We start from the raw sequence: 26,373 nt of genomic DNA on the forward strand, positions 1-26,373 counted from the left end.
TAAAGGCAGGGTTCGCAACCAGAAGATGAAGATGGTTTTAATATCTCTACAGATGACGGAGGAAATCTCATGTTCTGTACAGGTACTGTTCCTCTAATAACCGGTTATTTATTTAACGAGCCTATCAAGAGCAAAAAACTCACTTCGCACCTGTAGGAATTACCCTACACTCGCAACGTACCGATTTTGGATCCAATAAACACCTACGAAGCGAGACACAGGGAGCAGTTTGTATGGATACCTGGAAGGAGACTCGATTAAAGCAACTGATTTATGAGTCAAGCCTTGAAAAGGCTTACAGGATAGCACTTGGCTTCTTTAATAATCTTGGCTACGAATATTGTGCGTTTTCAATGACTTCTCATGCTCCAAATCATTGTAATAATGACCTGAACCTTAATAATTACTCACCTGACTGGAACACCCGTTATGAACAAAACAACTACTGCGCGATAGACCCAATAGTAGCTCATTGCAATCACTCAATGCTGCCCATTCTCTGGGACATTAATACCTTCGCCAACGCCCCCGATCTACGGCGCGCACTCGCGGGTCAAGGCATGCAGCACGGTTGGTCGCTGCCGGTACATGACCTGAACAACCATAGCAGCGGCATGCTCTGCGTCGCCCGAAGCCATTGCCGTATCACGGCTTATGAACTCTATGAAAACCTCGGTTATGCAACGTTCATCAGCCATAAGCTGCATGTCCTCGCGATGCAAAAGCTGGCCGGCAAGAATCCGGACGGCTTGAGCACGACTCAATTATCGACGCGGGAAATGGAAGTGCTGCTGTGGGCTTCGAAAGGCAAGACCGCATTGGAAACCGGACGCATCCTAAACATCTCCACACGTACGGTAAATTTCCACACGCACAATGCGATCCAGAAACTGGGTGTCACCAACAAAATTTCTGCGGTGGTGCAGGCCGCGAAGTGCAAATATATCTGAGCCTGACCCAATACCAGTGCTTGTCAGCGCTGACCACGACGGAAAACCTGCGAGTAATCCGACGGAAAAAAACGTACCATTTACGCCCCTTCTGAGTGATGAAGCGAACGACACCGCAACGCAGTCCACTCAGACGGTCCCGTCCAGCATTGAATACGTGCAAAACCGCAGGACCCCCGTTGATTACCCAGAGTCCCCGCCCCATGCCCCTGCTCGAAAGCCCCTTCGCCCAACTTGATCTGATCCGCCAGCCCGAACAGCAGAACGAACCGCTGCAAGCGTTCGATGCAGCCGACGAGTACCTGCTCAATCATCTGGCCGAACAGCAGCCCGACACCGATGCCCGGGTGCTGGTGCTCAATGACAGCTTTGGTGCATTGGCAGCGAGCCTTGTCGGCAAGGTTCAGGTCACCAGTAGCGGTGATTCGTTTCTCGCAGCCCAGGCATTGGAAAAGAACCTGGTACGCAATGGCCTTCCCTTTGATGTCGTGTCGGTGCTACCGGCCAGTGCGCCACTGATCGGTCCGTTCGATCGGGTACTGATCCGCGTCCCCAAAACCCTGGCGTTGCTGGAAGAGCAACTGATCCGCCTGCAAACGCAACTGGCACCTGGCGCACAAGTGGTTGCTGCGGCCATGATCAAACACCTGCCGCGGGCAGCTGGCGATCTGCTGGAGCGCTACATCGGCCCGGTGCAAGCGTCGCTGGCGGTCAAGAAAGCCCGCTTGCTGATTGCTACACCCGACGCCAGGCAACCCGCTCAGTCGCCCTACCCGACACGTTATAAGCTCGATGAGCCCGTGATCGAGTTGCTCAACCACGCCAACGTGTTCTGTCGCGAAGGCCTGGATATCGGCACCCGGGCGTTTCTCCCTCATCTGCCGAAAAACCTGGGTAGCGCGCGGGTCGCCGACCTGGGTTGCGGCAACGGCGTGTTGGCCATCGCCAGCGCCCTGCAAAACCCTCAAGCCCACTACACGCTGGTGGACGAATCGTTCATGGCCGTGCAATCCGCGGCCGAAAACTGGCAAGCCGCCCTCGGTGAGCGCGAAGTCATCGTGCGCGCGGGCGATGGCCTGGCCGGGCAGGAACCGCAGTCGCTGGACGTGGTGCTGTGCAATCCGCCTTTCCACCAGCAACAAGTGGTCGGGGACTTTCTCGCCTGGCGGATGTTCCAGCAGGCTCGCGAAGCGCTGGTGGTGGGCGGCGCGCTGTACATCGTCGGCAACCGTCATCTGGGCTATCACAGCAAACTCGCGCGCCTGTTCCGCGGTGTCGAGCAGGTTGCGGCAACGCCCAAATTCGTGATCCTCAAGGCCCGCAAATAACGGCCAACGCCCAGGCAAAAAAAACCCTCCAGTGGAGGGTTATAAATCCGTGCCGCAAAGCACGGGATGGGATGTTCGGGTCGATCAGTGAGTGGTCAGGCCTGCAGCATTCATGAACATGCGCATCAGGCTGGCCACGACAAACAGCGCCAGTACGCTGCCTGTCCAGATCATTGCCAGCCAGCCGAGCCGCTGCCAGAGCGGCTTCTTTTCAGCCTGTTCGATTTCCTGCAAAGAATGTTTATCAGCCATTGCCTCGGTCCTCGGTCTGGGTTTGATGGCGCCTGTCAAGACGCCATCGCGAGCAAGCTCTGCTCCTACTAGTGATAACCGTCGTCGTGGGTCACCTTGCCGCGGAACACGTAGTAGCTCCAGAAGGTGTAGCCCAGAATGAACGGGATGATGAACAAGGTGCCAACCAGCATGAAGCCCTGGCTTTGCGGCGGTGCGGCGGCGTCCCAGATCGAGATCGACGGCGGCACGATGTTCGGCCACAGGCTGATTCCCAGACCGCTGTAACCGAGGAAGATCAGCACCAGGGTCAACAGGAACGGCGTGTAGTGAGTGTTACGGGCCACAGCGCGCAGTAAACCGTACATCGTCACCAGCACCAGGATCGGCACCGGCAGGAACCAGAACAGGTTCGGCAGGGTGAACCAGCGCGCAGCAATCTCGGCATGGGCCAGCGGGGTCCAGATGCTGACGATACCCGTCACCGCCAACACCACGAACGCCAGGGGTCGTGCGAGATCGTGCATCTGCTCTTGCAACTTGCCTTCGGTCTTCATGATCAACCAGGTGCAACCGAGCAGCGCATAAGCGACGATCAGCGCCACGCCACAGAACAGCGAGAACGGAGTCAGCCAGTCCAGCGTGCCGCCCGCGAACTGCCGATTGACCACCGGTATGCCGTCGATAAACGCCCCCAGCGCCACGCCCTGGAAGAACGTCGCCGTCAGCGAGCCGCCGATGAAGCACTTGTCCCAGATGTGCCGCTTGTGGTCCTTGGCCTTGAAACGGAACTCGAAGGCCACACCGCGGAAGATCAAGCCGATCAGCATCAGGATCAGCGGCAGGTACAGCGCCGACAGCACTACCGAATACGCCAGCGGGAAGGCGCCAAATAACGCCGCGCCGCCCAATACCAGCCAGGTTTCGTTACCGTCCCAGACTGGCGCGACGGTGTTCATCATCACATCGCGGTCACGGTGGCCCTTGATGAAGGGAAAGAGAATGCCGATTCCCAGGTCAAAACCATCCATGACCACGTACATCATGATCCCGAAGATGATGATCACGGCCCAGATCAGCGGAAGATCAATACCCATGACTCAATTCCCCTTGTTCAGGCTATGGCTGTGATCACCTTCACCGTTGTCGTCAGCAGCGGACAACGGACGGGCCGGTGTACGTTGCTGCCCGGGACCACCGTGGCTCGGTTCGGCACCTTCGTTGATCTTCGGCCCTTTGCGCACCAGGCGCATCATGTAGCCCAGACCGACACCAAACAGCGAGAAATACACCACGACGAACAGTGCCAGCGTAATGCTCATCTGCAGGAAACTGTGCATGGATGACGCGTCGGCAGTACGCATCAACCCGTACACCACCCACGGTTGACGACCGATTTCGGTGGTGAACCAACCGGCGAGTATCGCGATCAGGCCCGATGGCCCCATCCACAGCGCCAGGTAGAGGAACGCACGGTTCGAATACAGCCTGTCACGCTTACGCAGCCACAGACTCCACAGACCGGTGAAGATCATCAGGAAACCCAGCCCGACCATGATCCGGAACGACCAGAACACAATGGTCGAGTTCGGCCGGTCTTCGGGCGCGAACTCCTTGAGCGCCGGAACCTGTTTGTCCAGCGAGTGAGTCAGGATCAGGCTGCCCAGGTACGGGATCTCTACCGCGAACCTGGTCTTCTCGGCTTTCATGTCCGGCCAGCCAAACAGGATCAGCGGGGTTGGCTCATTGCCGACGTTTTCCCAGTGCCCCTCTATCGCGGCGATTTTTGCCGGCTGATGCTTGAGCGTATTGAGCCCGTGGAAGTCGCCGATCACTGCCTGAATCGGTGCAACGATCAAGGCCATCCACATGGCCATCGACAGCATGGTGCGGATCGCCGGGTTATCACGGCCGCGCAACAGGTGCCAAGCGGCTGATGAGCCGACAAAGAATGCAGTGGCCACAAAAGCTGCAGTGGCCATGTGCATCAAGCGGTACGGGAACGACGGGTTGAAAATCACCGCCAGCCAGTCCACCGGAATCACCTGGCCGTTAACGATTTCGTAGCCCTGCGGGGTTTGCATCCAACTGTTGGAGGCCAGAATCCAGAACGTCGAGATCAGCGTGCCGATAGCCACCATGACCGTGGCGAAAAAGTGCAGCTTGCGCCCCACCCTGTTCCAGCCAAACAGCATGACGCCGAGGAAACCGGCTTCGAGGAAGAACGCCGTGAGCACTTCATAGGTCAGCAGCGGCCCGGTGACGGAACCGGCAAAGTCCGAGAAGCGGCTCCAGTTGGTGCCGAACTGATACGCCATGACCAATCCGGAGACCACCCCCATGCCGAAGTTGACGGCAAAGATCTTCGACCAGAAGTGATACAAATCACGGTAGGTATCGTTGTGGGTCTTCAGCCACAAGCCTTCGAGCACCGCCAGGTAACTCGCCAGGCCGATGGTGATCGCCGGGAACAGGATGTGAAACGAGATGGTGAACGCGAACTGAATTCGGGCGAGATCAAGTGCCTCCAAACCGAACATAAGTCTTCCTCTGTCTGGTAATACGGCTGCTGGCTGGGAGCCTGCACCCACCGCCCCCACGGTTATGGAGTGTGGCGAATTCAAATTCGTTGTTTTTTACAACCATCGCAACGCAGGGAGTCTGGCCATCTGGCCGCCAGAGCAAATCCACCAAGGGTTTTGATCTGGATCAAGTAACGATGAAAGAGTAGTCCCATTTTCGCCGCCCGACTGTGTGGTCTTTTGCCGCGTGACAGGTTGCCTCACCGTTCTGTTCAGGGCTGCGGTATTCGCTGTGGCGAAGGTACGACGCGGGCTCCGGGATAGGTGTCTAGCTAACTAAATTCCCAGCGCACGCAACTTCAGGTTACAACTTGGTGATAATCTCGGGTTTTCCTCGCTCAGACCTGCCTGCCGATGCCGACCCAAGCCCCGCTGTTGTTGCGCCATCACCGCCCGTTCATTGCGTTCTGGCTGGCACGAGTGTTCACCGCCAGCGGCTTCCAGATGCTGACGGTGGCTATCGGCTGGAACCTCTATCAACTCACCGGCAACGTGCTGGACCTGGGCCTGGTCGGGCTCGTGGAGTTCGCGCCACGGGTGTTGTTCATGCTCCACACCGGGCATGTGGCAGACCGCTATGACCGGCGCAAGGTCGCGGCCATCTGCCAGTCCTTGCAGGCGATAATCGCCCTGGCCCTGGCCATTGGCAGCGCCACTGACCACGTCACCCGCGAAATGATCTTCATCCTGGCCTTCCTGCTCGGCGGTGCCCGCTCATTCGAAATGCCGACCACTCAGGCGCTGCTACCGACCATCGTCCCCAATGCACTGTTTCCGCGGGCTGTGGCGGCGTCCCAGTCGGCTCAGCAATCGGCCACCATCGTCGCGCCAGCACTGGGCGGTTTGCTGTATGCCTTCGGCAGCGTCTGGGTGTATGGCCCGACGGTGATTCTGTACCTCATCGCCTGCACCCTGATGCTCAACCTGCCCGCACGGCAAACCCCGCTGAACAAAGGCAAGGCAACCCTGGATTCGTTGCTTGCCGGGATTCGCTTCATTCGCAGCCGCCCGGACATTCTTGGCGCGATCTCCCTGGATTTGTTCGCGGTATTGCTCGGAGGCGCCACGGCGCTGCTGCCGGTATTTGCCAAGGACATTCTGCTGACCGGTCCCTGGGGGCTGGGGCTGCTGCGCTCGGCGCCAGCAGTCGGGGCCTTGTTGATGTCGTTATGGCTGGCGCGGTTTGCCGTGGAGCGTAACGTCGGACGCATCATGTTCACCGCCGTCGGGGTGTTCGGCGTCGCGACGATCGCCTTCGGTCTGTCGACCTCGTTCTGGTTCTCGCTGGCGGTGCTGGTGGTGCTCGGCGCCGCCGACATGATCAGCATGGTGATCCGCGCGTCCTTCGTGCAACTGGAAACCCCGGACGAAATGCGCGGCCGGGTCAGCGCGGTGAACGGTTTGTTCATCGGTGCCTCGAACCAGTTGGGCGAGTTCGAATCCGGACTCACCGCCCACTGGTTCGGCACTGTACCAGCAGTGGTCATGGGCGGAATCGGTACGCTGCTGGTCACCGGGACGTGGATCAAACTGTTCCCGACCCTGGCCCAACGCGACCGCATGCATGTGCCGGTGGATGAGGTGAAAGCCTCAGTGGTGTCCGCTACACCAGCAACTCCCCCGCCACCGCTGCCCTGACGGCCTTGCCACACAGCCGTTCAACCAGCACCAGCGCAAACGCCAGGGCAGCACTCGAACCTTGAGCGGTGATGCAGTTGCCGTCGATGACCACGGGTTGATCGACGAATGTGCAGCCGAGCAGTTGATGACTGGCCGCGGGCAGGCAGGTCATGCGCCGCTGACGCAATACACCAAAGGCTTGCAGCGCCAGCGCCGGCGACTCGGCGATACCGGCAAACACGCGTCCGGCGGCGGATTGATCTTGGACCAGCTGCTGCAAGGGTTGATGAGCCGCCAAACGCTGCGCGCCGACGACGCCACCCGGCAAAACGACCAGATCGAACGGTTGCGCCAGTACATCGACCAGCATCGCGTCGGCCGTCAGACGGGTGCCACGGGCGCAGGTGAGCATGCGCCGTGATTCGATGCTCGCTACCACCACTTCGACTTTCGCACGGCGCAACACGTCGATCAGTGTCACGGCTTGCAGGTCGTCGATACCTTCGGCAAGGGTAATCAGGGCTCTAAAGGTCATGGTCTGCGTCCACAGGGTGATCCTTAAAGCGTAGTCAGCTTTGCTGACAGATGTTCGAGCGTGCGGTTACCCAATGAAAGTTACTTGATGTACAGCTGCGTCGACAGCCTGTTGCCCGGAGCATTGATCGAGGTATTGCTGAAGGTGAACGTGCCTTCCTGCTTACCCGCCAGATCAAAGGTGTAGAGGTTGCCGACGATTTTGCTGGCCACGCCGGAGCATTCCGTCAGATTGCCGTTGCCGTAGGCGCAGACAGGCGCCCGCACGCCATCGACGTCAAAGCCGTCCAGTGTTGCACTCGGCAGGCGGCCGTAGCCGATCTCCAGCACGTAGATCTTGATGCTGGGGCCTGAGTGATCGCACTTCGTCTTCTCCTGCCCTGGCGCAATATTTTCAATGCCGCAGGAGGTCGACTGGACCTTGAGGACCTTGACTTCGCTCAGCGGCGGTGCGGACGCTGCCAGTGCGGTGTGCGCGCCGAGCAACATGGCGCCAGACAGGCCAAAAGCCAGAATCGTCCTGTTCTTTATAGAAGTCATATCCACTCCCAAAACCAGCGCGCAGTATGCCCCACTCCCTCAAACTGTAAAACATCGCCGACGATCAACGCCATTAGGCAGCCATAGCCGCACGCTGCTGGTATGATGCGCGGCTTTTTCCGACCGACAGAAAGCACTCAGGCGCCTGGCACGACCTGTGCTTTGCTGTTGAAGTCGATACATTCACGGCGCCGGGCGCGCCACGGGGAGCAGACATGCTGGAAAGGCTGTTTCAACTCAAGGCACACAACACCAACGTGCGTACCGAAATTCTTGCCGGTATCACGACCTTTTTGGCCATGGCCTACATTCTGTTCGTCAACCCGAGCATCCTCGGCGAGACCGGCATGGACAAGGGCGCGGTGTTTGTCGCGACGTGCCTGGCAGCGGCCATTGGCTCGACGGTGATGGGCCTGATCGCCAACTACCCGATCGCGCTGGCGCCGGGCATGGGCCTGAACGCCTTCTTCACCTACACGGTTGTCCTGCACATGGGCCATACCTGGCAAGTGGCGCTGGGGGCGGTGTTCATCTCGGCGGTGATGTTTTTCCTGTTGTCGATCTTTCGCATCCGCGAGTGGATCATCAACAGTATCCCGCTGGCGTTGCGCTCGGCGATTGCTGCCGGCATCGGTCTGTTCCTGGCGCTGATCGCCCTGCATAACGCCGGCATCGTGGTCAGCAACCCGGCGACCATGGTTGGCCTCGGCGACCTGAAACAACCGGCACCGATCCTCGCGACCCTCGGCTTTGCGCTGATCGTCGCCCTCGAAGCCCTGAAAGTGCGCGGTGCCGTGTTGATCGGCATCCTGGCCGTGACCATCGTTTCCATCGCCCTGGGCTTCACACCGTTCGGTGGCGTGATGGCGATGCCACCTTCGCTGGCGCCGACCTTCCTGCAACTGGACATCAAGGGCGCGCTGAACATCGGTCTGGTCAGCGTGATTTTTGCTTTCCTGTTCGTCGACCTGTTCGATAACTCCGGCACCCTGATCGGCGTCGCCAAGCGCGCCGGCCTGATGGGCAAGGACGGCCACATGCCGAAAATGGGTCGTGCGCTGATCGCCGACAGCACCGCGGCCATGGCCGGTTCCCTGCTGGGCACCTCGACCACCACCAGTTACATCGAGTCGGCGGCGGGCGTCAGTGCCGGCGGCCGTACCGGCCTGACAGCCGTTGTAGTGGCCGTTCTGTTCCTGCTGGCGTTGTTCTTCGCACCATTGGCCGCCAGCATACCGGCCTTCGCCACCGCACCTGCCTTGCTGTTCGTCGCCGTACTGATGACCTCGGGCCTGGCGGAAATAGACTGGGACGACATCACCGTTGCCGCGCCCGTGGTCGTTACCGCGCTGGCCATGCCGTTCACTTACTCCATTGCCAACGGTATCGCGTTCGGGTTCATTTCCTGGACCGCGATCAAGTTGCTGTCCGGTCGTGGCCGTGAACTGAACTCGGCGCTGGTGGTTCTGTCGATTCTGTTCGTGATCAAGTTGGGTTGGTTCAACGCATGACTTTCGATTCCCAGGCTTACACGGCTCAGCTCGAAGAAAAGGCCACGCGCTTGCGTGACCTGCTGGCGCCGTTCGATGCACCAGAACCTGCAGTGTTCGACTCGCCGCTGGCGAACTTTCGCCTGCGCGCAGAATTCCGCCTGTGGCGCGAAGCCGGCGAGCGTCATTACGCGATGTTCTCCCAGGAAGACAAACGCACGCCGATCCTGATCGAAGAGTTCCCGATCGCAAGCAGGCGCATCAATCAATTGATGCCGCAGCTCAAGGCCGCCTGGAAAGCCAGCGCCGCCCTGAGCCACAAGCTGTTTCAGGTGGAGTTCCTGACCACCCTGGCCGGCGATGCGATGATTACCTTGTGTTATCACCGCCCGCTGGACGAGCACTGGCACGCGGCGGCGTCGAAACTGGCCGCGGACCTCAATGTCAGCGTGATCGGTCGCTCCAAGGGCAAGCGCGAAGTGATCGGCCATGATTATGTGGTCGAGAAACTTGAAGTCGGCGGTCGTACCTTCAGCTATCGCCAACCGGAAGGCGCATTCACCCAGCCCAACGGCACGGTGAACCAGAAGATGCTCAACTGGGCTTACGACGCTCTGGGCGATCGCTCCGACGACTTGCTGGAGTTGTATTGCGGTAACGGCAACTTCACCCTGCCGCTGGCGACCCGCGTGCGCAAAGTGCTGGCCACCGAAATCAGCAAGACCTCGGTGAATGCGGCGCTGAGCAACCTCAGTGAAAACGCTGTGGATAACGTCACCCTGGTGCGTCTGTCTGCCGAAGAGCTGACCGAAGCGCTGAATGAAGTTCGCCCGTTCCGCCGTTTGCACGGCATTGATCTCAAAAGCTACGAGTTCGGTAGCGTGTTCGTCGACCCGCCGCGCGCCGGCATGGATCCAGACACGTGCGAGCTGACCCGACGCTTCGAGAACATTCTGTACATTTCGTGCAATCCGGAAACACTGGCGGCCAACATCGCCCAATTGCACGACACCCACCGCATCACCCGCTGCGCGATGTTCGATCAGTTCCCGTGGACGCACCACATGGAATCCGGGGTCTTGCTGACCCGGCGTTGATTGCATTCGCTCAATACAAAAAATCCGGCCGAAGCCGGATTTTTTATTCAACCGATCACTGCATCCACGGTGGAGGCGGTTCTTCGGTTTTGCTCGGTGGGGCGTCGTCTGCGGCGCGAACCGCTTGCCGACGCTCCTCGTCAAGGCGCGCGGCCTCGATCTCACGCATGATGCCGCCTACGTCCGCCAGCTCTTCCGGCTCGTCGAACTCACCGGTCAGCACGCTGGCCGGGTGCAGGGTGCCGGCTTCATACAGGGCCCACATTTCCTTGGCGTACTTGGTCCGCTTCAACTCCGGCGCAAAGCGCCCGAAGTACGAGGCCATGTTGCCCACGTCGCGCTCCAGCATGCTGAACGCGTGGTTGTTGCCAGCAGCATCGACTGCCTGGGGCAAGTCGATGATCACCGGACCGTCCGGCGTCAGCAGTACGTTGAACTCGGACAGGTCACCGTGCACCAGACCGGTACACAACATCAGCACAATCTGTGAAATCAGGAAGGCGTGGTATTCACGCGCCTGATCCGCTTCCAGCACCACGTCGTTGAGACGCGGCGCGGCATCGCCGTACTCGTCCGCCACCAGCTCCATCAGCAGCACGCCTTCCAGGAAGTCGAACGGCTTGGGGACTCGCACCCCGGCACTGGCCAAACGGAACAATGCCGCAACCTCGGCGTTCTGCCAGGCGTCTTCGGTTTCTTTACGACCGAACTTGGAGCCCTTGGCCATGGCGCGAGCCTGACGGCTGTTACGGACCTTGCGGCCTTCCTGATACTCGGCCGCCTGACGAAAACTTCGTTTATTCGCCTCCTTGTAAACCTTGGCGCAACGTAACTCGTTGCCGCAGCGCACCACATAAACAGCTGCTTCTTTACCACTCATGAGTGGGCGCAGCACCTCGTCAACCAGACCGTCCTCGATCAGCGGTTCAATGCGTTTTGGAGTCTTCATCAGCTTTTATTGTGGGTCCTTTATTACCAAACACGCGAATGTCACTCGTTATACGGCAATCCTCTCCCGTCGGGGAGGGGTTGCCGACCTATGAACGTTGCAGATGCACCCAATGTGCCAGATTAGTCAGGCAAATCCTGCTGAGCGACGAAGATCATAGCCGAGAGTGAGCTGCACGTAGGCGACTGGATCAGCAGGCATTTGCGACAGAGTCTGAGATCAGCCAAGCCACTCTTTGTAGGATTTTTACCAATAGTCCTCAATTTCCGCCCCCGACGGCCGAAGTCATCAAAGAGAACGGGATTTGTCCGACAATCCGCGAGTCGTCAGTACTGCGTGGGCTTAATAAGAAAAAAAATCTGGCAACAGTCGGTCAGCCGGATCGGCGAAGCGCGCAACAGTTTTGGGCAGATCTGCGAATCGGTGGACGTGATCCGCGACATGAACACCCGGATCGCTACGGCCGCCGAAGAACAGCATCAGGTCGCCGAAGACATCAACCGCCACATCAGCCAGATCCATGGTGATGCGCAGTTGGTGGCCGAACTGGCCAACTCGGCACGGCTCGACCCCCAGAGTCTGGCGGGGTTGTCGAATGAGCTGGACGGGTTGGTTCGGCGGTTCCGCACCTGATCATAAAATCAGGGTGGCCGCTTGACCCGATCGTTCCCACGCTCTGCGTGGGAATGCAGCCTGGGACGCTCCGCGTCCCTCCCGAAGCGGACGAGGAGCGTCCATTGAGGCATTCCCACGCAGAGCGTGGGAACGATCAGTGTCTAAAGAGCTCTCCCGGGGTAAACCCGAACAGGCTTTTGAACGCGGCAATAAACGCCGAGGTCGAGTCATAACCGCTCGACAGCGCCGCCGTGGTTACGCTGTTGCCGTCTTCCAGCAGGCTCAATGACGACAACAGCCGCATGCGCTGGCGCCAGCTGCGGAAACTCAACCCGGTTTCACGCTGGAACAAGCGCATCAGGGTTTTCTCCGACGTCCCTAATCGCTCGGCCCATACAGGCAGCGTCACGCTCTGCTCAGGGCTTTCGATCAGTTCATTGCACAGCCCAAGCAAACGCGGGTGACGTGGCAACGGCAGAGAGAACCCGACTTCCGGCAGGCTCGCCAGCTGATCCAGCAGCACCTCGACCAGGCGTGCTTCACGGCTGTCACCCTCTGGGTAGTCCACCGGCAGTTGGCAGAAGCTCTTGATCAGCTCACGTGCCAGCGGCGTGACTTCCAGCACCCGGCAGCGCTCGTCCGCCCAGGCACACGCCTCGCGCCGCACATACAGGCTGCGCATTTCGGCGCGCATCGAGGTCACCACCTGGTGCTCCAGATCAGCCGGAATCCAGATGCCCCACTGCGGCGGCGCAAAGAAACTGCCCTCGGCGGTGTGCACGCCGAGCACGCCACTGATGGCGTAGGAAAACTGCTCCCAATCGTGGCGATGAGGTGGCGTCCAGGAACCGGCGCTGAGGCTTTCCGCACGGGCATATAGCGGGCGCGGCAACGCCGTCAGGGTCGGGATGGTCCGTTCAAGGGAAACTTGTCCGTTAGCCGGCATTGATTGACCTTATGTCGCAAGACGGGCGGAAGTCTTGACCTTAGGCTAGGCCATCCATTCTTACAATGCCTTCGGTGCCCGTTATGCATGTCTTCAAACACCTCAAACGCGTGGTCACCGACTGGTTCCTGTGCGGGATGCTGATCGCCACACTGCTGTCCTACATCTTCCCGCGCTTCGGTGCGACGGGGGGCGCGATGCATGCCGAGTGGGTGATCAATATTGGGGTGTTCCTGGTGTTCTTCCTGCACGGGGTCAACCTGTCGAGCGAGCAGATTCGCCACGGCTTGAAAAACTGGCGCCTGCACTTGATGGTCCAGGGCTTCACCTTTCTGGTGTTCCCGCTGATCTGGCTGATAAGCGACAAGCTGCTGGGCTCACACATTCCGTCGCTGCTGATGCTCGGGTTCCTCTACCTGTGTGCCCTGCCCTCGACCATTTCCTCTTCCGTGGCCTTGACCGGCAGCGCCGGTGGCAACGTGCCGGCAGCGATTCTCAATGCCAGCCTGTCCAGCGTGCTGGGGATTTTCCTCACGCCGTTGCTGGTGAGCCTGGTGGTGGGCAGCGGTGCTGGCGGTATCGACCTGGGTTCAACCCTGCTCGATCTCTGCGCCATGTTGCTGCTGCCACTGGTACTGGGTCAGTTGCTGCGGCCGGTATTCGGCAAGTTTTTCAGTCGCCACAAGCGCTACACCAACATCGTCGACAAACTGGTGATCCTGCTGCTGGTCTACGCGGCGTTCTGCAACTCGATGGTTTCCGGGATGTGGCAGCAACAGGGCAACACGGTGATTCTCAGCGCATTGGTCGGCAGTGCCGTGCTGCTGGCGATCATTCTGTGGATGACCACCCGCACCGCCCGCGCCCTGAAGTTCAGCCCCGCCGATGAGATCGCCGCAGTGTTCTGCGCCAGCAAAAAATCCCTGGCCGCCGGTGCACCGATGGCCGCTCTGATCTTCGGTGCCAATCCGGGGCTCGGTCTGATCCTGTTGCCGATCATGATCTATCACCCGCTGCAGTTGATCGTCTGCTCGGTGATGGCCGAGCGTTATGCCAACCGCAATCGGGTATTGGCCAAACAACAAAACACTGCTGTTCTCAGCGCTCAATAATGGCGGTCACTCCCTGGCCGCCAGCGGCGCAGATCGAGATCAATCCGCGCCCCTTCCCAGCGGCGTCGAGCAGCTTGGCAAGGTTGGCGACGATTCGCCCACCGGTCGCGGCAAACGGATGCCCGGCCGCCAGTGAACTGCCTTTGACGTTGAGTCGGCTGCGGTCGATCGAACCTAGCGGTGCATCGAGGCCAAGCCGGGTTTTGCAGTAGTCCGGGTCTTCCCAGGCCTTCAAGGTGCAGAGCACTTGCGCGGCGAAGGCCTCGTGGATTTCGTAGTAGTCGAAGTCCTGCAAGACCAGGCCATTGCGTGCCAGCAAACGCGGCACCGCGTAGACCGGTGCCATCAGCAATCCTTCGGCACCATTGACGAAATCCACCGCTGCCGCTTCACCGTCGCGCAGATAGGCGAGGATCGGCAGGCCACGCTCTTTCGCCCATTCCTCACTGCCAAGCAGCACCAGCGACGCACCATCGGTCAGCGGTGTCGAGTTGCCGGCAGTGAGCGTGCCTTTGTCGCTCTTTTCGAAAGCCGGTTTCAACGAGGCGAGTTTTTCCAGCGTCACGTCCGGGCGCAGGTTGTTGTCGCGGGTCAGGCCGAGGAATGGGGTCATCAGATCGTTCTGCCAGCCTTCGGCGTAGGCCGCGGCCATTTTCTGGTGGCTTTCCAGCGCCAGCTGATCCTGCTCGGCACGGGGAATGTTCCAAGTCTGCGTCATCAACTCGCAATGCTGCCCCATCGATAGCCCCGTACGCGGCTCGCCGTTACGCGGAAACTCGGGGATCAAATGCCGGGGACGCAATTGCAGGAAAGTCTTGAGCTTGTCGCCGGTGCTCTTGGCACGATTGGCTTGCAGCAGAATCTTGCGCAAGCCGTCGCTGACACTGATCGGCGCATCGGACGTGGTGTCGACACCACCGGCAATACCGCAGTCGATCTGCCCCAGGGCAATCTTGTTCGCCACCAACAACGCCGCTTCCAGCCCGGTGCCGCAGGCCTGCTGAATGTCATAGGCCGGGGTGGTCGGTGACAGTCGCGAGCCGAGCACACATTCACGGGTCAAATTGAGGTCCCGGGAAAGCTTGAGCACCGCCCCCGCTACCACTTCGCCCATGCGCAGGCCATGCAGGTTGTAGCGTTCGATCAAGCCTTCGAGCGCCGCTGTCAGCATTGACTGGTTGCTGGCGGTGGCATACTGCCCATTGGAACGAGCGAAAGGAATGCGATTACCGCCGATGATCGCAACGCGGCGCAACTGAGTCATGAAAAGCCCCTTCTGAAATTTCAAATGTGCAAACACGGTCCTGTGGGAGCGAGCCTGCTCGCGATTGCGGTGTATCAGCCAACAAAAAAATTGGGATGTGCCGGCCTCATCGCGAGCAGGCTCACTCCCACAGGTACTGCATTCCCATACCGGTTACGCATTCACCTAAATGCCCTGCCAACCAACAAAAAACCCGGATTCAAACTAATCTGCTGTGATCAAGCGTAGGCCTTATCTCGTGGATCGAACGACTGATCGCGATTCATGGTCCACACCTTGAACCCCCACTGCCGGAGAGCCTTCCATGTCTGACCGCTATATCGACTTCGCCAATTCGGCCCTCGGTCACCGCCTGGTCGGGGCCCTTGGCCTGCCGTCGCCGGTTCGTCTGGAACGCTGGGAGGCCGGTCGCCTACGGCCCGTCGAAGGCGCGCTGTTGATCGGTGGCGGCCCGTTGTCACAGAACGTCAGCGCGTTTGCCAACAAACTCACCGAGCAGATTTACGGCTACGGCCCCGAACCCTTGCTGGCCCAAGCGTGGATTCCAGGCCACGGTCCCAAGCTCAAGGCTGTGGTGTTCGACGCCAGTGACCTGATGCAGACCGGGCAACTCAAGCAGCTGCGCGAGTTCTTTCAGCCGCTGATGAAAAATCTCGAGCACAGCGCCCATCTGGTGATTTTCGGGCGCGCACCGGAAACCTTGAGTGACCCGTTCGCCGCCAGTGCCCAACGTGCACTCGAAGGCTTCAGTCGCTCGCTGGCCAAGGAACTGCGCAGTGGCGGCACCTTGCAGTTGCTGTATGTCGGGGCCGGGGCTGAAGGCCAACTCGAAGGGGCGCTGCGGTTTTTCCTCTCGCCAAAGAGCGCTTATGTCTCGGGACAGGTTGTGCGGCTGAACGCTTGCGACTCTCAGGTCCAGGACTGGACTCGCCCGTTGGCGGGGCGCACGGCGCTGGTCACGGGCGCGGCTCGCGGGATCGGCGCATCGATCGCCGAAACCCTGGCCCGCGACGGTGCGCAGGTGGTGCTGCTCGACGTACCACCGGCCAAGACCGATCTCGATGCCCTCGCCGCCCGCCTCGGCGGCCACAGCATCACCCTCGATATTTGCGCCGAAGACGCTGCCGCGCAATTGATCGAGCAATTGCCGAACGGCATCGACATTGTGGTCCATAACGCAGGCATCACCCGCGATAAAACCCTGGCCAACATGACGCCGGAATTCTGGGATGCGGTGCTCGCAGTGAACCTGAATGCACCGCAAGTGTTGACCAAAGCACTGCTCGACAGCAGTACCCTGCACGATAACGGTCGGGTGATTCTGCTGGCGTCGATCAGCGGCATCGCCGGCAATCGCGGGCAAGCCAATTACGCCGCGAGCAAGGCCGGGCTGATCGGTCTGGCACAGGCCTGGGCGCCACTGTTGGCAACGCGCGGAATAAGCATCAACGCCGTCGCCCCAGGCTTTATCGAAACCCGAATGACCGCGCAGATTCCGTTTACCTTGCGTGAGGCCGGGCGACGCATGAGTTCGCTGGGGCAAGGCGGTTTGCCGCAAGACGTCGCTGAAGCCGTGGCCTGGCTTGCCCAACCCGGCAGCGGCGCGGTCAGCGGGCAAGCGCTGCGGGTGTGTGGGCAAAGTGTATTGGGGGCCTGAACATGGAAACAGATTGGCATTCACAGAGCACTACACCGTACTTACCCGAGTTGTATTGGCGAGCGGCGACGCGGCGCAAGATCACCGGCACCACCCTGCCCGAGGATGGCTTTCGTTGCTGGGTCAATGTCGACCCCAAGCGCTTGGCAGCCTATCGCAAGGTGTGCGGGTTTACCGATAACGGTCTGTTGCCACCGACCTATCCTCATGTGCTGGCGTTCGCCCTGCAGATGCAATTGCTCACTGCCAGGACGTTTCCGTTTCCGCTGCTGGGGCTGGTTCACCTGACCAATCGCATCCGCATTCTGCGTCCTTTGGGCGCAGTGGCTCGGGTGCGGGTGAGCGTGCGGGTGCAGAACCTGCAACCCCACGCCAAGGGCGCGGTGTTTGAGTTGATCTCCACGATTGACGACGCACTCGGGCCACTCTGGGAAGCCGAAAGCCAGATGCTCTGCAAAGGCGTGAAGCTTCCAGGCCTAGCAATCGAGCCGTCGACGGACTCTGCTCTGACCATGAACGAGGTCACCCGCTGGTGGGCGCCCAGTGAGATTGGCCGGCGCTACGCCAGGGTTTCCGGTGACTACAACCCGATTCACCTGAGCGCTGTCAGCGCCAGACTCTTCGGTTTCCCCCGGGCCATCGCCCACGGTTTGTGGATCAAGGCGCGCACCCTCGCGGCCCTGAGCGGGCATCTGCCAACGTCGAACATCGAGATTGCCGTGCAGTTCAAGAAGCCGGTGCGCTTGCCCAGTGAGGTCTCCTTGCTGGCCAGCGCTGCCGGTTCAAGCGGTGACTTCAAGGTGATCGGCGCCGGGGATCTGGAGCACATGCTCGGTACCTGGCGACCGCTTGCCTGAGGCGGCTCAGCCGCGATAAATCAGCCGCGCCGGATAAAAAATACACCCGCCATAATCAACACCAGCCCGGCAATTTTGCCGGCGCTGATGGGTGCTTCGCGAAACCCGGCCCAGCCGAAATGATCCAGGGTCATCGCCATCCCCAATTGCCCCGCCAACACCAGTGCCATGAACAGCATGGCGCCGATGCGCGGTCCGGCGAAAGCGGCCGTAGTAATAAAAAATGCGCCGAGCAGACCACCACTCCAGTGCCACCAGGTCAGGCTTTTGAGTGTCTCCAATGCCGGGGTTTCGCGCTGGATCAGGACCAGCAGCAACAACGCCACGGTGCCTACAAAAAAAGAAATCAGCGCGGCGGCCAGTACGCTCGACACCTGTTTGGCCAACTGGCCATTGATGCCGGCTTGCAGCGGCAAAAACGCACCCGCGACAAAAGGCAGGCAAAGCAACCACCAGACGGGGGCCGGCATGCTGTTCTCCACTGAATGAATGAGGCGCGCAGTATACGCCGCGCCTTATCCGCTACCGCCACAAACAAAACGACCCGCTCATGGCGGGTCGCTTGGGTTACAGCCAATCAATCAGAAGTCGTAGCGAACCTTGGCGGTGAAGGTGTCTGCATTGAAGTCGGCTTTGGTCAGGTAATCATACGAACCGCCCACGCTCCAGGCACCGATCCGGTAGGTGGCGCCCAGACCCAGTTCATAACTGTCACGCGCAGGTTTCGCACCGCTGGTGGTGAACGGTGTACCGCCGAGCACAAAGGTCGAGGTCGCGTTGGCCTGATCACCGATGAAATCGTGCCACGCCATGGCCTTGGCTTCGGGTTGAAGGCTACCGGCACCCACATCGAAGGCCGCGGCCAGGCGTGCACCGAGGCCCATCTCACCCACTTCATAACGCTGGCTGCCAACGCTCAACGCGGCCGAACTGCCCTTCTCGCGGTACGCATCGATCGCTACGTTGGCATAGCGCGCACCGATCTGCGGCTCCAGCAACACCTGCTGATTGAAGCGCAAGGTGTAACCGGCCAACGCGTTCACGCCGAAGATATCACTGTCGTAATCGCCCTTGGCACGGGTGCCGGCGATGTAGCGTTTGGACTCGTTGGTGTTCCAGCCATAGGTCAGCGAGGTGTCGACGAAGAAGTTGTCGTGAGTCCAGTTGCCGTACAGCGTCAACGCGTTACCGATGACGTCAGTCTTGCTCCCGGCGTCGGACGTCACATTGCTGTTCAGGTAGCTGTAAGCGATACCCAGCGTGGTGTCAGCATTCAACTGACCGTCAGCACCCACCGCGATACCCTGACTGTTGGCGCTATAACCAGCGACACCGCTGCGCGAACCTTGATCGGCATCGCTGCTCAAGGCTTGCAGCCACACGCCTTTTTCGGCCAACACATCACCCGAGGACAAACCGCTGCGGGCACTGCTGGAGCGCGTGTTGATGGCGTTCGAGACCAGTGCCTGACCGTTGGTGGACGCCTGGATCACACCACGGCTCACATCCGGACCGAGCTTTTCAGAAAGCTTCGCCAACTGCGCATCGCTGCTGGCATTGGCGAATGCGCTGAACACCGGGTCCTGATCGCCCAGCTGACTCATGACCGCGTTCGACACTTGCCCGACCGCCGCGGCACCGCTGGATGAACCACCAGCGTTCAGCACATTCTGTTTGACCACATCCTCGCTCTTGGTGCTGACCAGCGCCTTCACGTCATTGCCTTCAACGCCGTAGCTTTTGACTTCCAGCAACGCCGAGGACGACGACACTTTCAGGTTCTCACCGCCTTCCAGCTTGCCGGAGCTGATCAGGGTGTAACGGGTACCGCCATTAGCCGTACGGAAGTCTTCGGAGCGCGCCTTCAACTCGAGACGAGCACCTGGGGCGATGTCCGCCAAACCGGTGACCTTGAGCACCGGAAGATTGGGGTTGGTGTCGTTGCCAATGAACATATGCAGCACCGAACTCGGCTCTTCCATGTCGAATTCGCCGATGATCGTGGTGTGGGCCTGTTGCAACGTCAGCTCGCCCTTTTCCACCGTGACGTAGCCGGCCTTGATGGTCGAACCGTCGAAATTTACATCACCATTGATCTTCACTCCGGAAAGGCCCATCAGGTTGCCTTTGACGTTACCGCCATTCCAGTAGAAATATGCTTCTCCGTCATCGACCTGAATGGCCGCGGCGCCGCCCTCGATCAAGCCATAGGATTGAGCGATCGACAGGAAGGCCCCCTTGGTTGGCTGGTTGCTGACATGAATGCCAAGACTTTCGCCGGAAATCAGGCCGCTGTTGTAAATGCCGTACGTTCTGATACTTGGGTCCGGTTTGAACGTAGCACCATCAAGTGTCAACGCCACGGCATTGGCACCCTTAGCTTGCAGCGTACGGCCGTTGTACACCGGCATTCCTTGTGTGGTGCCTTGGAGCAACATCCCCCGCGCATTGGTGCCACTGGCCGTGATGGTGCCTTCGTTGATGACCCCGTTGCCCATGCGGGAACCGATCAGTGCCACCCCGGTCGCATTCATCCCGCTGACGGCGATATCACCTGAGTTCTGGAAGTTGTAGGTAACAATGCTGCCTTGATCCTTGATGCCATAAGACTCGCCAGCATCCGCCAGGCCGCTGACCTTGATCGAGCCTTCGTTGATCAGGTTGAAGTTGAAACGTGAACCTCCCCAACGTCCCGGCTCAATACTGATGCCGGTACCGTGGGTTGCGCCGTCGATGCTGATCGAACCCTTGTTTTTCAGGTCAGACCCGGTCGTCACACCGATGAAGTGCGCCGCCGTGGTGGGTGTTTGCGGGTTGCTTTCAACTACGTTCACGCTGCCGATGAGGTTGAGGGAATCGTAATACTGCTGGGTATCGGTCAATGGCCCCTTACCCAGATCGTAATTGACAGGTGCGGCAATGGCAGGGGTGTGAATCGCGGCAGCAGCCACGGAAAGCGCCAACAACGAGCGGCGCAGGCAAGAGGTGTTCAATGCAGATTCCCTTCAGAAGCCTATAGAAGACGCGTTTTTCAGCAGGCGCGCCCAGCTTCTTTCAGGCATCCATACCGGCCAACCAGCGGGGGCTGGTTCAGGCGCGGGCAATATACAGGTGCCATCATTTAGACACCATCAAAAAATGCCAAATGCATGACGTCAATTTTTGCATCGTGGGAAAACACGAACGCTCAAGGACTGCCCCTGTGAATCCTCGGTTCAGGAAAAAGATTGTCCAGGGTTTCCAGCAGACGCACGTGATAGACAGGTTTGCGGAACAAGTCCAGAACCTGCAAACGCAACAGGTCGCTGACATCGTCCATATCGGCATGACCCGAGGTGACGATCACGGGTAAGTGTTGGCGGGAAGTGTGTTCGCGCAGGCGCCGAATCAGTGACATGCCACTTTCCTCAGGCATGCGCAGATCAGTGATGACCAAAGCGATATCGGGGTGGCAGGTCAGGTGCTCCAGAGCCAATTTAACCGAGGTGGCGGTGAAGCAACAAAAGCCCTCGCCTTCCAGCAGTTCCGCAAGTTCCAGCAGCGCGTCCTCTTCATCGTCAACCAGAAGTAACTGTTGCCGTGATGGTGAAGAGGCGTTCATGGCTGGTCACCTGAGTGCGAAGTTTGGGACCGCGCGTATCGTGTCATGGGTAGCGCTAACGGTTGAGTCGTTGCGCGGCAAAAACGAACTGCACCGTTTCGCCAAGCCCGTCATAGTGCCGGTCTAGAAATTGCCTTACCGCCCAAAGACGTCAGAACTGTGTTGAAGACAACCAGTACCTGATCACCGATCGGCCCCACGAAAGCCACCAGAACAAGGGCCACCATCGCCACTATCAGCGCATATTCAATTGCCGAGGCACCTTCCGTCCGCTTAAAGAACAGGCGGGCTCTGAGCAACAAATATTCAAGGACCATACAACTACTCCTTTGCGCCATTGGCGCCGATGTAACGCTACTGCGACATGGTTCCGATGTGCCATCAGAGCATTGTCAACAAACCCTGCTCCAGCAACTGTAATAAGCGATTAATCACAAAGTATTAACGGGAATGTTGGCGTCTGAAATTCGACGGCGTCACTGGGGTGTCATACGGTTGTGAGTTATTTTTTGACCGATGATGGCGTTTTGATTTTGCTGCGCTACTTTCAAATAGCCAAATAGTTGCGTGTTCATAGCTGCCTGATTGCGAATTATCTCGTTGAACGTCACGAGCCGATGATGCAGCAGGAAAGGGAGAGCCGTCATGAACAGCCGCGTCACCATAGGTCTGGCCGGGCTACTGTTAGTCGCAGCCGTGATTGTCGGGTACTGGGGGTTGGTGCTGAGCCGGCAACCGGTTGCGACCAACCCCGTCACCGTTGCAGTAGCAAAAACCGTTGCGTCAGCTGAAGACCAGACTCGTCAACCCGTCGTCGTGCTGGTGCATGATGTCCTGCCTTTTACCCCCCTCACCGCCGCTGACCTGACCCTGGAAAAACTGCGTAGCGCTCCCGCCGGCAGCTTGAACAGCCTGGACCAGGCCGTTGGCCGCACACCTTGGCGGCGCCTGAGCGCGGGCACCTGGCTGAGCAACGACAGCTTCGAGGCCGGTGGCGCGCTGGCACGAATGATCCACAGCGATGAGCGCGCGCTGGCCGTGGCGGTAGACGAAGTGATTGGCGCTGCCGGACAGCTGATTCCGGGTGACTACGTCGACGTGCTGTTGTTCCTGCGTCAGGACGCTATCAACACGCTGCACTCGGCGCAGATCGTGATTCCGGCCATGCGTGTACTCGGCGTTGGCGAACAATTTGGCTTGACCAACGACGGCAAACCCGCCTCCCCTGCCGCCAGTGCCGATGAAAAACTCAAACAGGATCAACGCCGCATCACGGCCCGCAGCATAGTGCTGGCGGTGCCCGAACAACTGCTCAGCCGAATGATGCTGGCGACTCAGGTTGGCACCTTGCGCCTGGCCGTACGCAGCAGCGAAGAACAGCTCCTGGCCAAATACTGGGCCGGCGAAAGCGACTCATCCACCCGCCTGAGCACCGCCAACAGCCAGTTGTTCCAGTTCAATCAATTGGCCCAGGGCAGCGCACCGAAAACCATCGTCCATACACGTCCAGTGGAGGTGTCGCGGCGCAGCATCGAGGTCATACGTGGCAATCAGGTCACCCAACAAACCCCTTGATTGAGCAAGGGTGCATGGCCTCAAAAACGCAACTTCGATAAACGCAACGGACTCTCACCATGAGCCAGAACCTGAGCCAGACGTTCCTTGCGATTACTCGCAACAGCACTGACCTTGAATGGTTGCAAGGCGCACTGGCGCCCTTGGGCCAAGTGGTCAGCGCCGGTGGCGGCAGCCTCGATGAACTGCTCGCGCTGGTGGACGTGACCTGCGCCAGCCTGGTGTTCATCGGCCTCGACCGCGAGCATGTGGTGGCCCAGAGTGCGTTGATCGAAGGCGCGCTGGAAGCCAAGCCGATGCTGGCCATCGTGGCGTTGGGCGACGGCATGGACAATCAGTTGGTGCTCAATGCCATGCGCGCCGGGGCTCGGGATTTTGTCGCCTATGGCTCACGCGCAAGCGAAGTTTCGGGCCTGGTGCGACGCCTGAGCAAACGTCTGCCGCCTGTCGCCGCCAATACCCAAATGGGTGGCCTGACGGTGCTCTTCGGTACCCAAAGCAACGCCGACGGTGCCCTGCTCGCCGGACACCTGGCTCTGGTGATCCAGAAGAGTGGCCAGCACACCTTGCTGCTCGACCTCGGACTGCCCCGTGGCGACAGCCTGGCGCTGTTGGGGCTGGAGAGTTCGTTCCATTTTGGTGATGCATTGCGGCATCTTCGGCGCCTCGATGCGACGCTGATCGACAGCGCCTTCACCAGCGCCGAAGCCGGGCTGAGAATTCTCGCCTACGCCAACAATGACGAACCGCTGGAGCACACCAGCGCCGCCGAGCTTTACATGTTGCTCAGCGCCCTGCGACAACACTTCCAACACATCGTGGTGAACCTCACCGGCCAACCTGACAGCGAAGCCCTGCGTACCTTCGTCAGCCACTGCGACAAATTACTGTGGTACACCGACCAGAGCGTACTCGACTGCCGACGCAACCTGACGGTGCTCAACCTGTGGCGCGAAAAAGGCATGAAGCTTGAGCACGCACAACTGCTGGTCGACCGTTACCTGCGCCACTGCGCCCCGGACTCCGACACACTGGGCAAGACCTTTGGCCTCGACGTCATCGCCGTCCTGGCCTACAGCCCCGAGGTTCGGCTCAATGCCAAAAACCAGGGCGTGACCTTGTTCGACCTGGCCCCCCGCGAGGTCCTGACCCAAAGCTTGCGCACCCTGGGCGAACGTCTGGCCAAGCACTCTGAAACTCTGACCACCCCCAAAATCAGTTGGCTGAATCGCTTGCGAGGCCACAAATGAGCGGTGAAAAACTCTTCGGCGCACACACCCAAAGCCCGATCGGCAACACCGACCACGAGGGCCTGAAGCTGGTGCTGCATCGCTATGTCATCGATGCCATCGAAGAGACCGGAAAAAACCTGCTGGAAGGTTCACGCCCGCTCCTTTCGCAATTCGTCACCGACAAGGTCGCCGAATACATCGCCCGTTTGCACCTGGCGATTTCGCGCTACGAAATGGAGCGTCTGGCGGAAGAAATCGTCGACGAGCTCACCGGTTTCGGTCCACTGGAAGTGCTGCTGCGCGACCCCACCGTGACCGAAATCCTGGTCAATGGCCCACACCGGGTGTTCGTCGAACGTGACGGTGTATTGCACCAAAGCGACCTGCGATTCATCGACGCTCATCATGTCGAGCGGGTCATGCAACGGATCCTCGCGCCACTCGGGCGGCGTCTGGACGAGTCATCGCCGATGGTCGATGCGCGCATGCCGGACGGTAGCCGGGTCAATGCGATCATCCCGCCCATCGCACTGGACGGGCCGTGCCTGTCGATTCGTAAATTTCGCAAGGACATGCTTAAAAGCAGCGACCTGATGGCGATGCAAACCATTGACCAGGCGATTTTCGACTTCATCGAGAAAGCCGTCAGCAAACGCTGCAACATCCTCATCAGCGGCGGGACCGGCACCGGTAAAACCACGCTGCTGAACATCCTCAGTCAACTGATCGATCCTCACGAACGCCTGGTGACCATCGAAGATGTCGCCGAACTGCAACTGGGCCACCCTCACGTCGTGCGACTGGAAACCCGCCCGCCGAACGCCGAGGGCCACGGCGAAGTGAAAGCCAGTGACCTGATCCGCAACGCCCTGCGAATGCGCCCGGATCGAATCATCCTTGGCGAAATCCGTGGCGTTGAAGTGCTCGACGTACTGACCGCCATGAACACCGGTCACGACGGCTCGATGAGCACCGTCCATGCCAACAATGCTCAGGACGCACTGTTGCGCCTGGAGACGTTGGTGGGCCTGACCGGGCGTCAGATCGCCGAGCGCACGCTACGACAGATGATTTGCGCGGCGCTCGACGTGGTGATTCAACTGACGCGCCTGCCCGATGGCCGACGCTGCGTCAGCGAGGTGGTGGAAGTGGTGGGGATCCGCGAGGACATCTACGTCACCAACACCCTGTTTCGTTTCGACCGACGGACCGGTTTCGGCTTTCTGCGCGAGGCGGTCAACCCCGCTGGCGACAAGCTGCGCCATGAGTTGGCTCTGCCCCTCAACTGACTTGACGAGGCTTGCGCGATGATCGGCCCGATACTGCTCAGCCTGATGTTCCTCATATTGCTGGGACTGTCGATTTGGCTGTTCTATCAAGGCCTGCGCAAGACCAGCAACGAACGCGTGCTGAGTCGCCTCTCTCAGGGGCAACCGCATCTGATCGTCGAAAACCCCGCGAGGGCCAACCTTGAGCGGACCTTTTTGCGCGCCGGTCTGGGCCGCCCAACCGAGCGGCTGCCGCTATGGCTGGGACTTTGGGTGTTTATCAGTCTGATCGGTTTTATGCTCGAAGGCTGGCTGGGACTGCTGACACTGTTAGTCCTGCAACCGTTGATTCTGCGCGTGTACATTTCCTGGCGTTATCGACGTCGCCTGAGGCGAATGATCGAGCAGTTACCGGCGCTGCTCGATCACACCATACGTAGCCTCAAATCCGGCCGCACCCTGGCCGACGCGGTGATGGGCGGCATCGACGCCAGCGCCAACCCACTTAAAAGAGCGATGGGGCGAATTCAGCGCAACGTGCAATTGGGGGTCAACCTGCCCGACGCCGTGCACGATTTTGCCGAGTTTTACGACCAGGACGAACTGCGCATGTTTGCCCTCGGATTGAAGGTCAATCACCGTTACGGCGGCAACGCCAGCGAGCTGCTGGAGAACCTGATGAAGCTGATTCGCGAACGCGAGCAAGGCGCCCGTCAGCTTCGGGCCATGACCGGCGAAACCCGAATGACCTCCTGGGTTCTGGGGGCCTTGCCCCTCCTCATCGCGAGTTACTTCATGCTGACCAACCCCGGTTACATGCTGAGCATGTGGCACGACCCTGCCGGCCAGCACATGCTGATCGCCGCGGTTGGCTTACAGATCGTCGGATGCCTGGCGCTACGGCGCATGTTACGGAGTGTCTGAG

General features: G+C 59.6%; 24 protein-coding genes and 1 pseudogene. 13 read left to right on the forward strand and 12 right to left on the reverse strand.

Going from position 1 to position 26,373, the window contains the following annotated elements; genetic code table 11:
- The first annotated feature begins 233 nt into the window (after positions 1–233).
- The gene (locus BK658_RS16470) at positions 234–950 is read left to right on the forward strand and encodes an autoinducer binding domain-containing protein (RefSeq protein ID WP_123583188.1); all 717 of its coding nucleotides are present in this window, start codon (positions 234–236) and stop codon (positions 948–950) included.
- A 203-nt stretch (positions 951–1,153) separates the two neighbouring features.
- Positions 1,154–2,278, forward strand: coding sequence for a methyltransferase (locus BK658_RS16475; protein ID WP_123583189.1), 1,125 nt, complete (start codon positions 1,154–1,156; stop codon positions 2,276–2,278).
- Positions 2,279–2,362: 84 nt separating this feature from the next.
- Here BK658_RS16475 and BK658_RS16480 read toward each other — a convergent pair whose 3' ends face one another.
- From BK658_RS16480 to BK658_RS16490, 3 genes are all read right to left on the reverse strand, one after another.
- Positions 2,363–2,530: a DUF2474 domain-containing protein gene (locus tag BK658_RS16480; protein ID WP_123583190.1), complete on the reverse strand. Its 168-nt coding sequence runs from the start codon at positions 2,528–2,530 to the stop codon at positions 2,363–2,365.
- Positions 2,531–2,598: 68 nt separating this feature from the next.
- On the reverse strand, positions 2,599–3,606 hold the full coding sequence (gene cydB, locus BK658_RS16485) for a cytochrome d ubiquinol oxidase subunit II (RefSeq protein ID WP_123583191.1): 1,008 nt from the start codon (positions 3,604–3,606) through the stop codon (positions 2,599–2,601).
- A gap of 3 nt (positions 3,607–3,609) precedes the next feature.
- Complete coding sequence (locus tag BK658_RS16490; RefSeq protein WP_123583192.1) at positions 3,610–5,049, reverse strand: cytochrome ubiquinol oxidase subunit I; 1,440 nt, start codon at positions 5,047–5,049, stop codon at positions 3,610–3,612.
- Positions 5,050–5,445: 396 nt separating this feature from the next.
- Here BK658_RS16490 and BK658_RS16495 point away from each other — a divergent pair, with 396 nt between their 5' ends.
- Complete coding sequence (locus BK658_RS16495; protein ID WP_123583193.1) at positions 5,446–6,729, forward strand: MFS transporter; 1,284 nt, start codon at positions 5,446–5,448, stop codon at positions 6,727–6,729.
- Here BK658_RS16495 and BK658_RS16500 read toward each other — a convergent pair.
- A complete protein-coding gene (locus BK658_RS16500; RefSeq protein WP_123583194.1) occupies positions 6,695–7,246 on the reverse strand; it encodes a DJ-1 family glyoxalase III in 552 nt (183 codons plus the stop codon). The genes BK658_RS16495 and BK658_RS16500 overlap by 35 nt on opposite strands.
- A gap of 80 nt (positions 7,247–7,326) precedes the next feature.
- Positions 7,327–7,785: a DUF4879 domain-containing protein gene (locus BK658_RS16505; protein WP_123583195.1), complete on the reverse strand. Its 459-nt coding sequence runs from the start codon at positions 7,783–7,785 to the stop codon at positions 7,327–7,329.
- A 215-nt stretch (positions 7,786–8,000) separates the two neighbouring features.
- Here BK658_RS16505 and BK658_RS16510 point away from each other — a divergent pair, with 215 nt between their 5' ends.
- Positions 8,001–9,296: an NCS2 family permease gene (locus BK658_RS16510; protein ID WP_123583196.1), complete on the forward strand. Its 1,296-nt coding sequence runs from the start codon at positions 8,001–8,003 to the stop codon at positions 9,294–9,296.
- Positions 9,293–10,372: a tRNA (uridine(54)-C5)-methyltransferase TrmA gene (trmA, locus tag BK658_RS16515; protein WP_123583197.1), complete on the forward strand. Its 1,080-nt coding sequence runs from the start codon at positions 9,293–9,295 to the stop codon at positions 10,370–10,372. The genes BK658_RS16510 and trmA overlap by 4 nt, the downstream gene beginning before the upstream one ends.
- 55 nt (positions 10,373–10,427) lie before the next feature.
- Here the strand turns inward: trmA and BK658_RS16520 are convergent, their stop codons facing one another.
- The gene (locus BK658_RS16520) at positions 10,428–11,321 is read right to left on the reverse strand and encodes a PA4780 family RIO1-like protein kinase (RefSeq protein WP_123427552.1); all 894 of its coding nucleotides are present in this window, start codon (positions 11,319–11,321) and stop codon (positions 10,428–10,430) included.
- Positions 11,322–11,675: 354 nt separating this feature from the next.
- On the opposite strand from BK658_RS16520, the pseudogene BK658_RS16525 reads away from it, so the two are divergent.
- Positions 11,676–11,954: pseudogene (locus BK658_RS16525) on the forward strand (methyl-accepting chemotaxis protein); the annotation flags it as partial.
- A gap of 136 nt (positions 11,955–12,090) precedes the next feature.
- On the opposite strand, the gene BK658_RS16530 reads toward BK658_RS16525, so the two are convergent.
- Entirely contained in the window at positions 12,091–12,882 is a 792-nt protein-coding gene (locus BK658_RS16530; RefSeq protein ID WP_123583198.1) for an AraC family transcriptional regulator, read from the reverse strand.
- Positions 12,883–12,965: 83 nt separating this feature from the next.
- Here BK658_RS16530 and BK658_RS16535 point away from each other — a divergent pair, with 83 nt between their 5' ends.
- Entirely contained in the window at positions 12,966–13,994 is a 1,029-nt protein-coding gene (locus BK658_RS16535; protein ID WP_123583199.1) for a bile acid:sodium symporter family protein, read from the forward strand.
- Here BK658_RS16535 and BK658_RS16540 read toward each other — a convergent pair.
- Complete coding sequence (locus BK658_RS16540) at positions 13,981–15,258, reverse strand: acetyl-CoA C-acetyltransferase (protein ID WP_123583200.1); 1,278 nt, start codon at positions 15,256–15,258, stop codon at positions 13,981–13,983. The genes BK658_RS16535 and BK658_RS16540 overlap by 14 nt on opposite strands.
- Before the next feature lie 304 nt (positions 15,259–15,562).
- Between BK658_RS16540 and BK658_RS16545 the strand changes: the two genes are divergently transcribed.
- Together BK658_RS16545 and BK658_RS16550 are read left to right on the forward strand one after the other, a co-directional pair.
- Positions 15,563–16,915 (forward strand): 3-oxoacyl-ACP reductase, encoded by a 1,353-nt coding sequence (locus BK658_RS16545; RefSeq protein ID WP_123583201.1) that lies wholly within the window; start codon positions 15,563–15,565, stop codon positions 16,913–16,915.
- Between the two features lie 2 nt (positions 16,916–16,917).
- Entirely contained in the window at positions 16,918–17,772 is an 855-nt protein-coding gene (locus BK658_RS16550; protein WP_123583202.1) for a MaoC family dehydratase, read from the forward strand.
- Between the two features lie 20 nt (positions 17,773–17,792).
- On the opposite strand, the gene BK658_RS16555 is transcribed toward BK658_RS16550, so the two are convergent.
- From BK658_RS16555 to BK658_RS16570, 4 genes are all read right to left on the reverse strand, one after another.
- Positions 17,793–18,242 carry a DMT family transporter gene (locus tag BK658_RS16555; RefSeq protein WP_123583203.1) on the reverse strand — a complete coding sequence of 150 codons (450 nt, stop codon included), beginning with the start codon at positions 18,240–18,242 and terminating at the stop codon, positions 17,793–17,795.
- A gap of 111 nt (positions 18,243–18,353) precedes the next feature.
- Positions 18,354–20,765, reverse strand: coding sequence for an autotransporter family protein (locus BK658_RS16560; protein ID WP_185019841.1), 2,412 nt, complete (start codon positions 20,763–20,765; stop codon positions 18,354–18,356).
- A 194-nt stretch (positions 20,766–20,959) separates the two neighbouring features.
- The gene (locus BK658_RS16565; protein WP_123583204.1) at positions 20,960–21,373 is read right to left on the reverse strand and encodes a response regulator; all 414 of its coding nucleotides are present in this window, start codon (positions 21,371–21,373) and stop codon (positions 20,960–20,962) included.
- A gap of 110 nt (positions 21,374–21,483) precedes the next feature.
- On the reverse strand, positions 21,484–21,690 hold the full coding sequence (locus BK658_RS16570) for a Flp family type IVb pilin (RefSeq protein WP_123583205.1): 207 nt from the start codon (positions 21,688–21,690) through the stop codon (positions 21,484–21,486).
- Between the two features lie 328 nt (positions 21,691–22,018).
- Between BK658_RS16570 and cpaB the strand changes: the two genes are divergently transcribed.
- From cpaB to BK658_RS16590, 4 genes are read left to right on the forward strand one after another with little or no spacing between them, the layout of a single operon-like run.
- Positions 22,019–22,948 (forward strand): Flp pilus assembly protein CpaB, encoded by a 930-nt coding sequence (gene cpaB / locus BK658_RS16575; protein ID WP_123583206.1) that lies wholly within the window; start codon positions 22,019–22,021, stop codon positions 22,946–22,948.
- Positions 22,949–23,007: 59 nt separating this feature from the next.
- Positions 23,008–24,198, forward strand: a complete 1,191-nt coding sequence (locus BK658_RS16580) for a CpaE/TadZ family protein (RefSeq protein ID WP_123583207.1) — start codon at positions 23,008–23,010, stop codon at positions 24,196–24,198.
- The gene (locus tag BK658_RS16585) at positions 24,195–25,469 is read left to right on the forward strand and encodes a TadA family conjugal transfer-associated ATPase (RefSeq protein WP_123583208.1); all 1,275 of its coding nucleotides are present in this window, start codon (positions 24,195–24,197) and stop codon (positions 25,467–25,469) included. Before BK658_RS16580 ends, BK658_RS16585 begins: the two co-directional genes overlap by 4 nt.
- Before the next feature lie 18 nt (positions 25,470–25,487).
- Positions 25,488–26,372: a type II secretion system F family protein gene (locus BK658_RS16590; RefSeq protein WP_123583209.1), complete on the forward strand. Its 885-nt coding sequence runs from the start codon at positions 25,488–25,490 to the stop codon at positions 26,370–26,372.
- Position 26,373 lies beyond the last annotated feature (1 nt).

This window comes from Pseudomonas brassicacearum (assembly GCF_003732175.1).
Classification (GTDB): Bacteria; Pseudomonadota; Gammaproteobacteria; order Pseudomonadales; family Pseudomonadaceae; genus Aquipseudomonas; species Aquipseudomonas brassicacearum_G.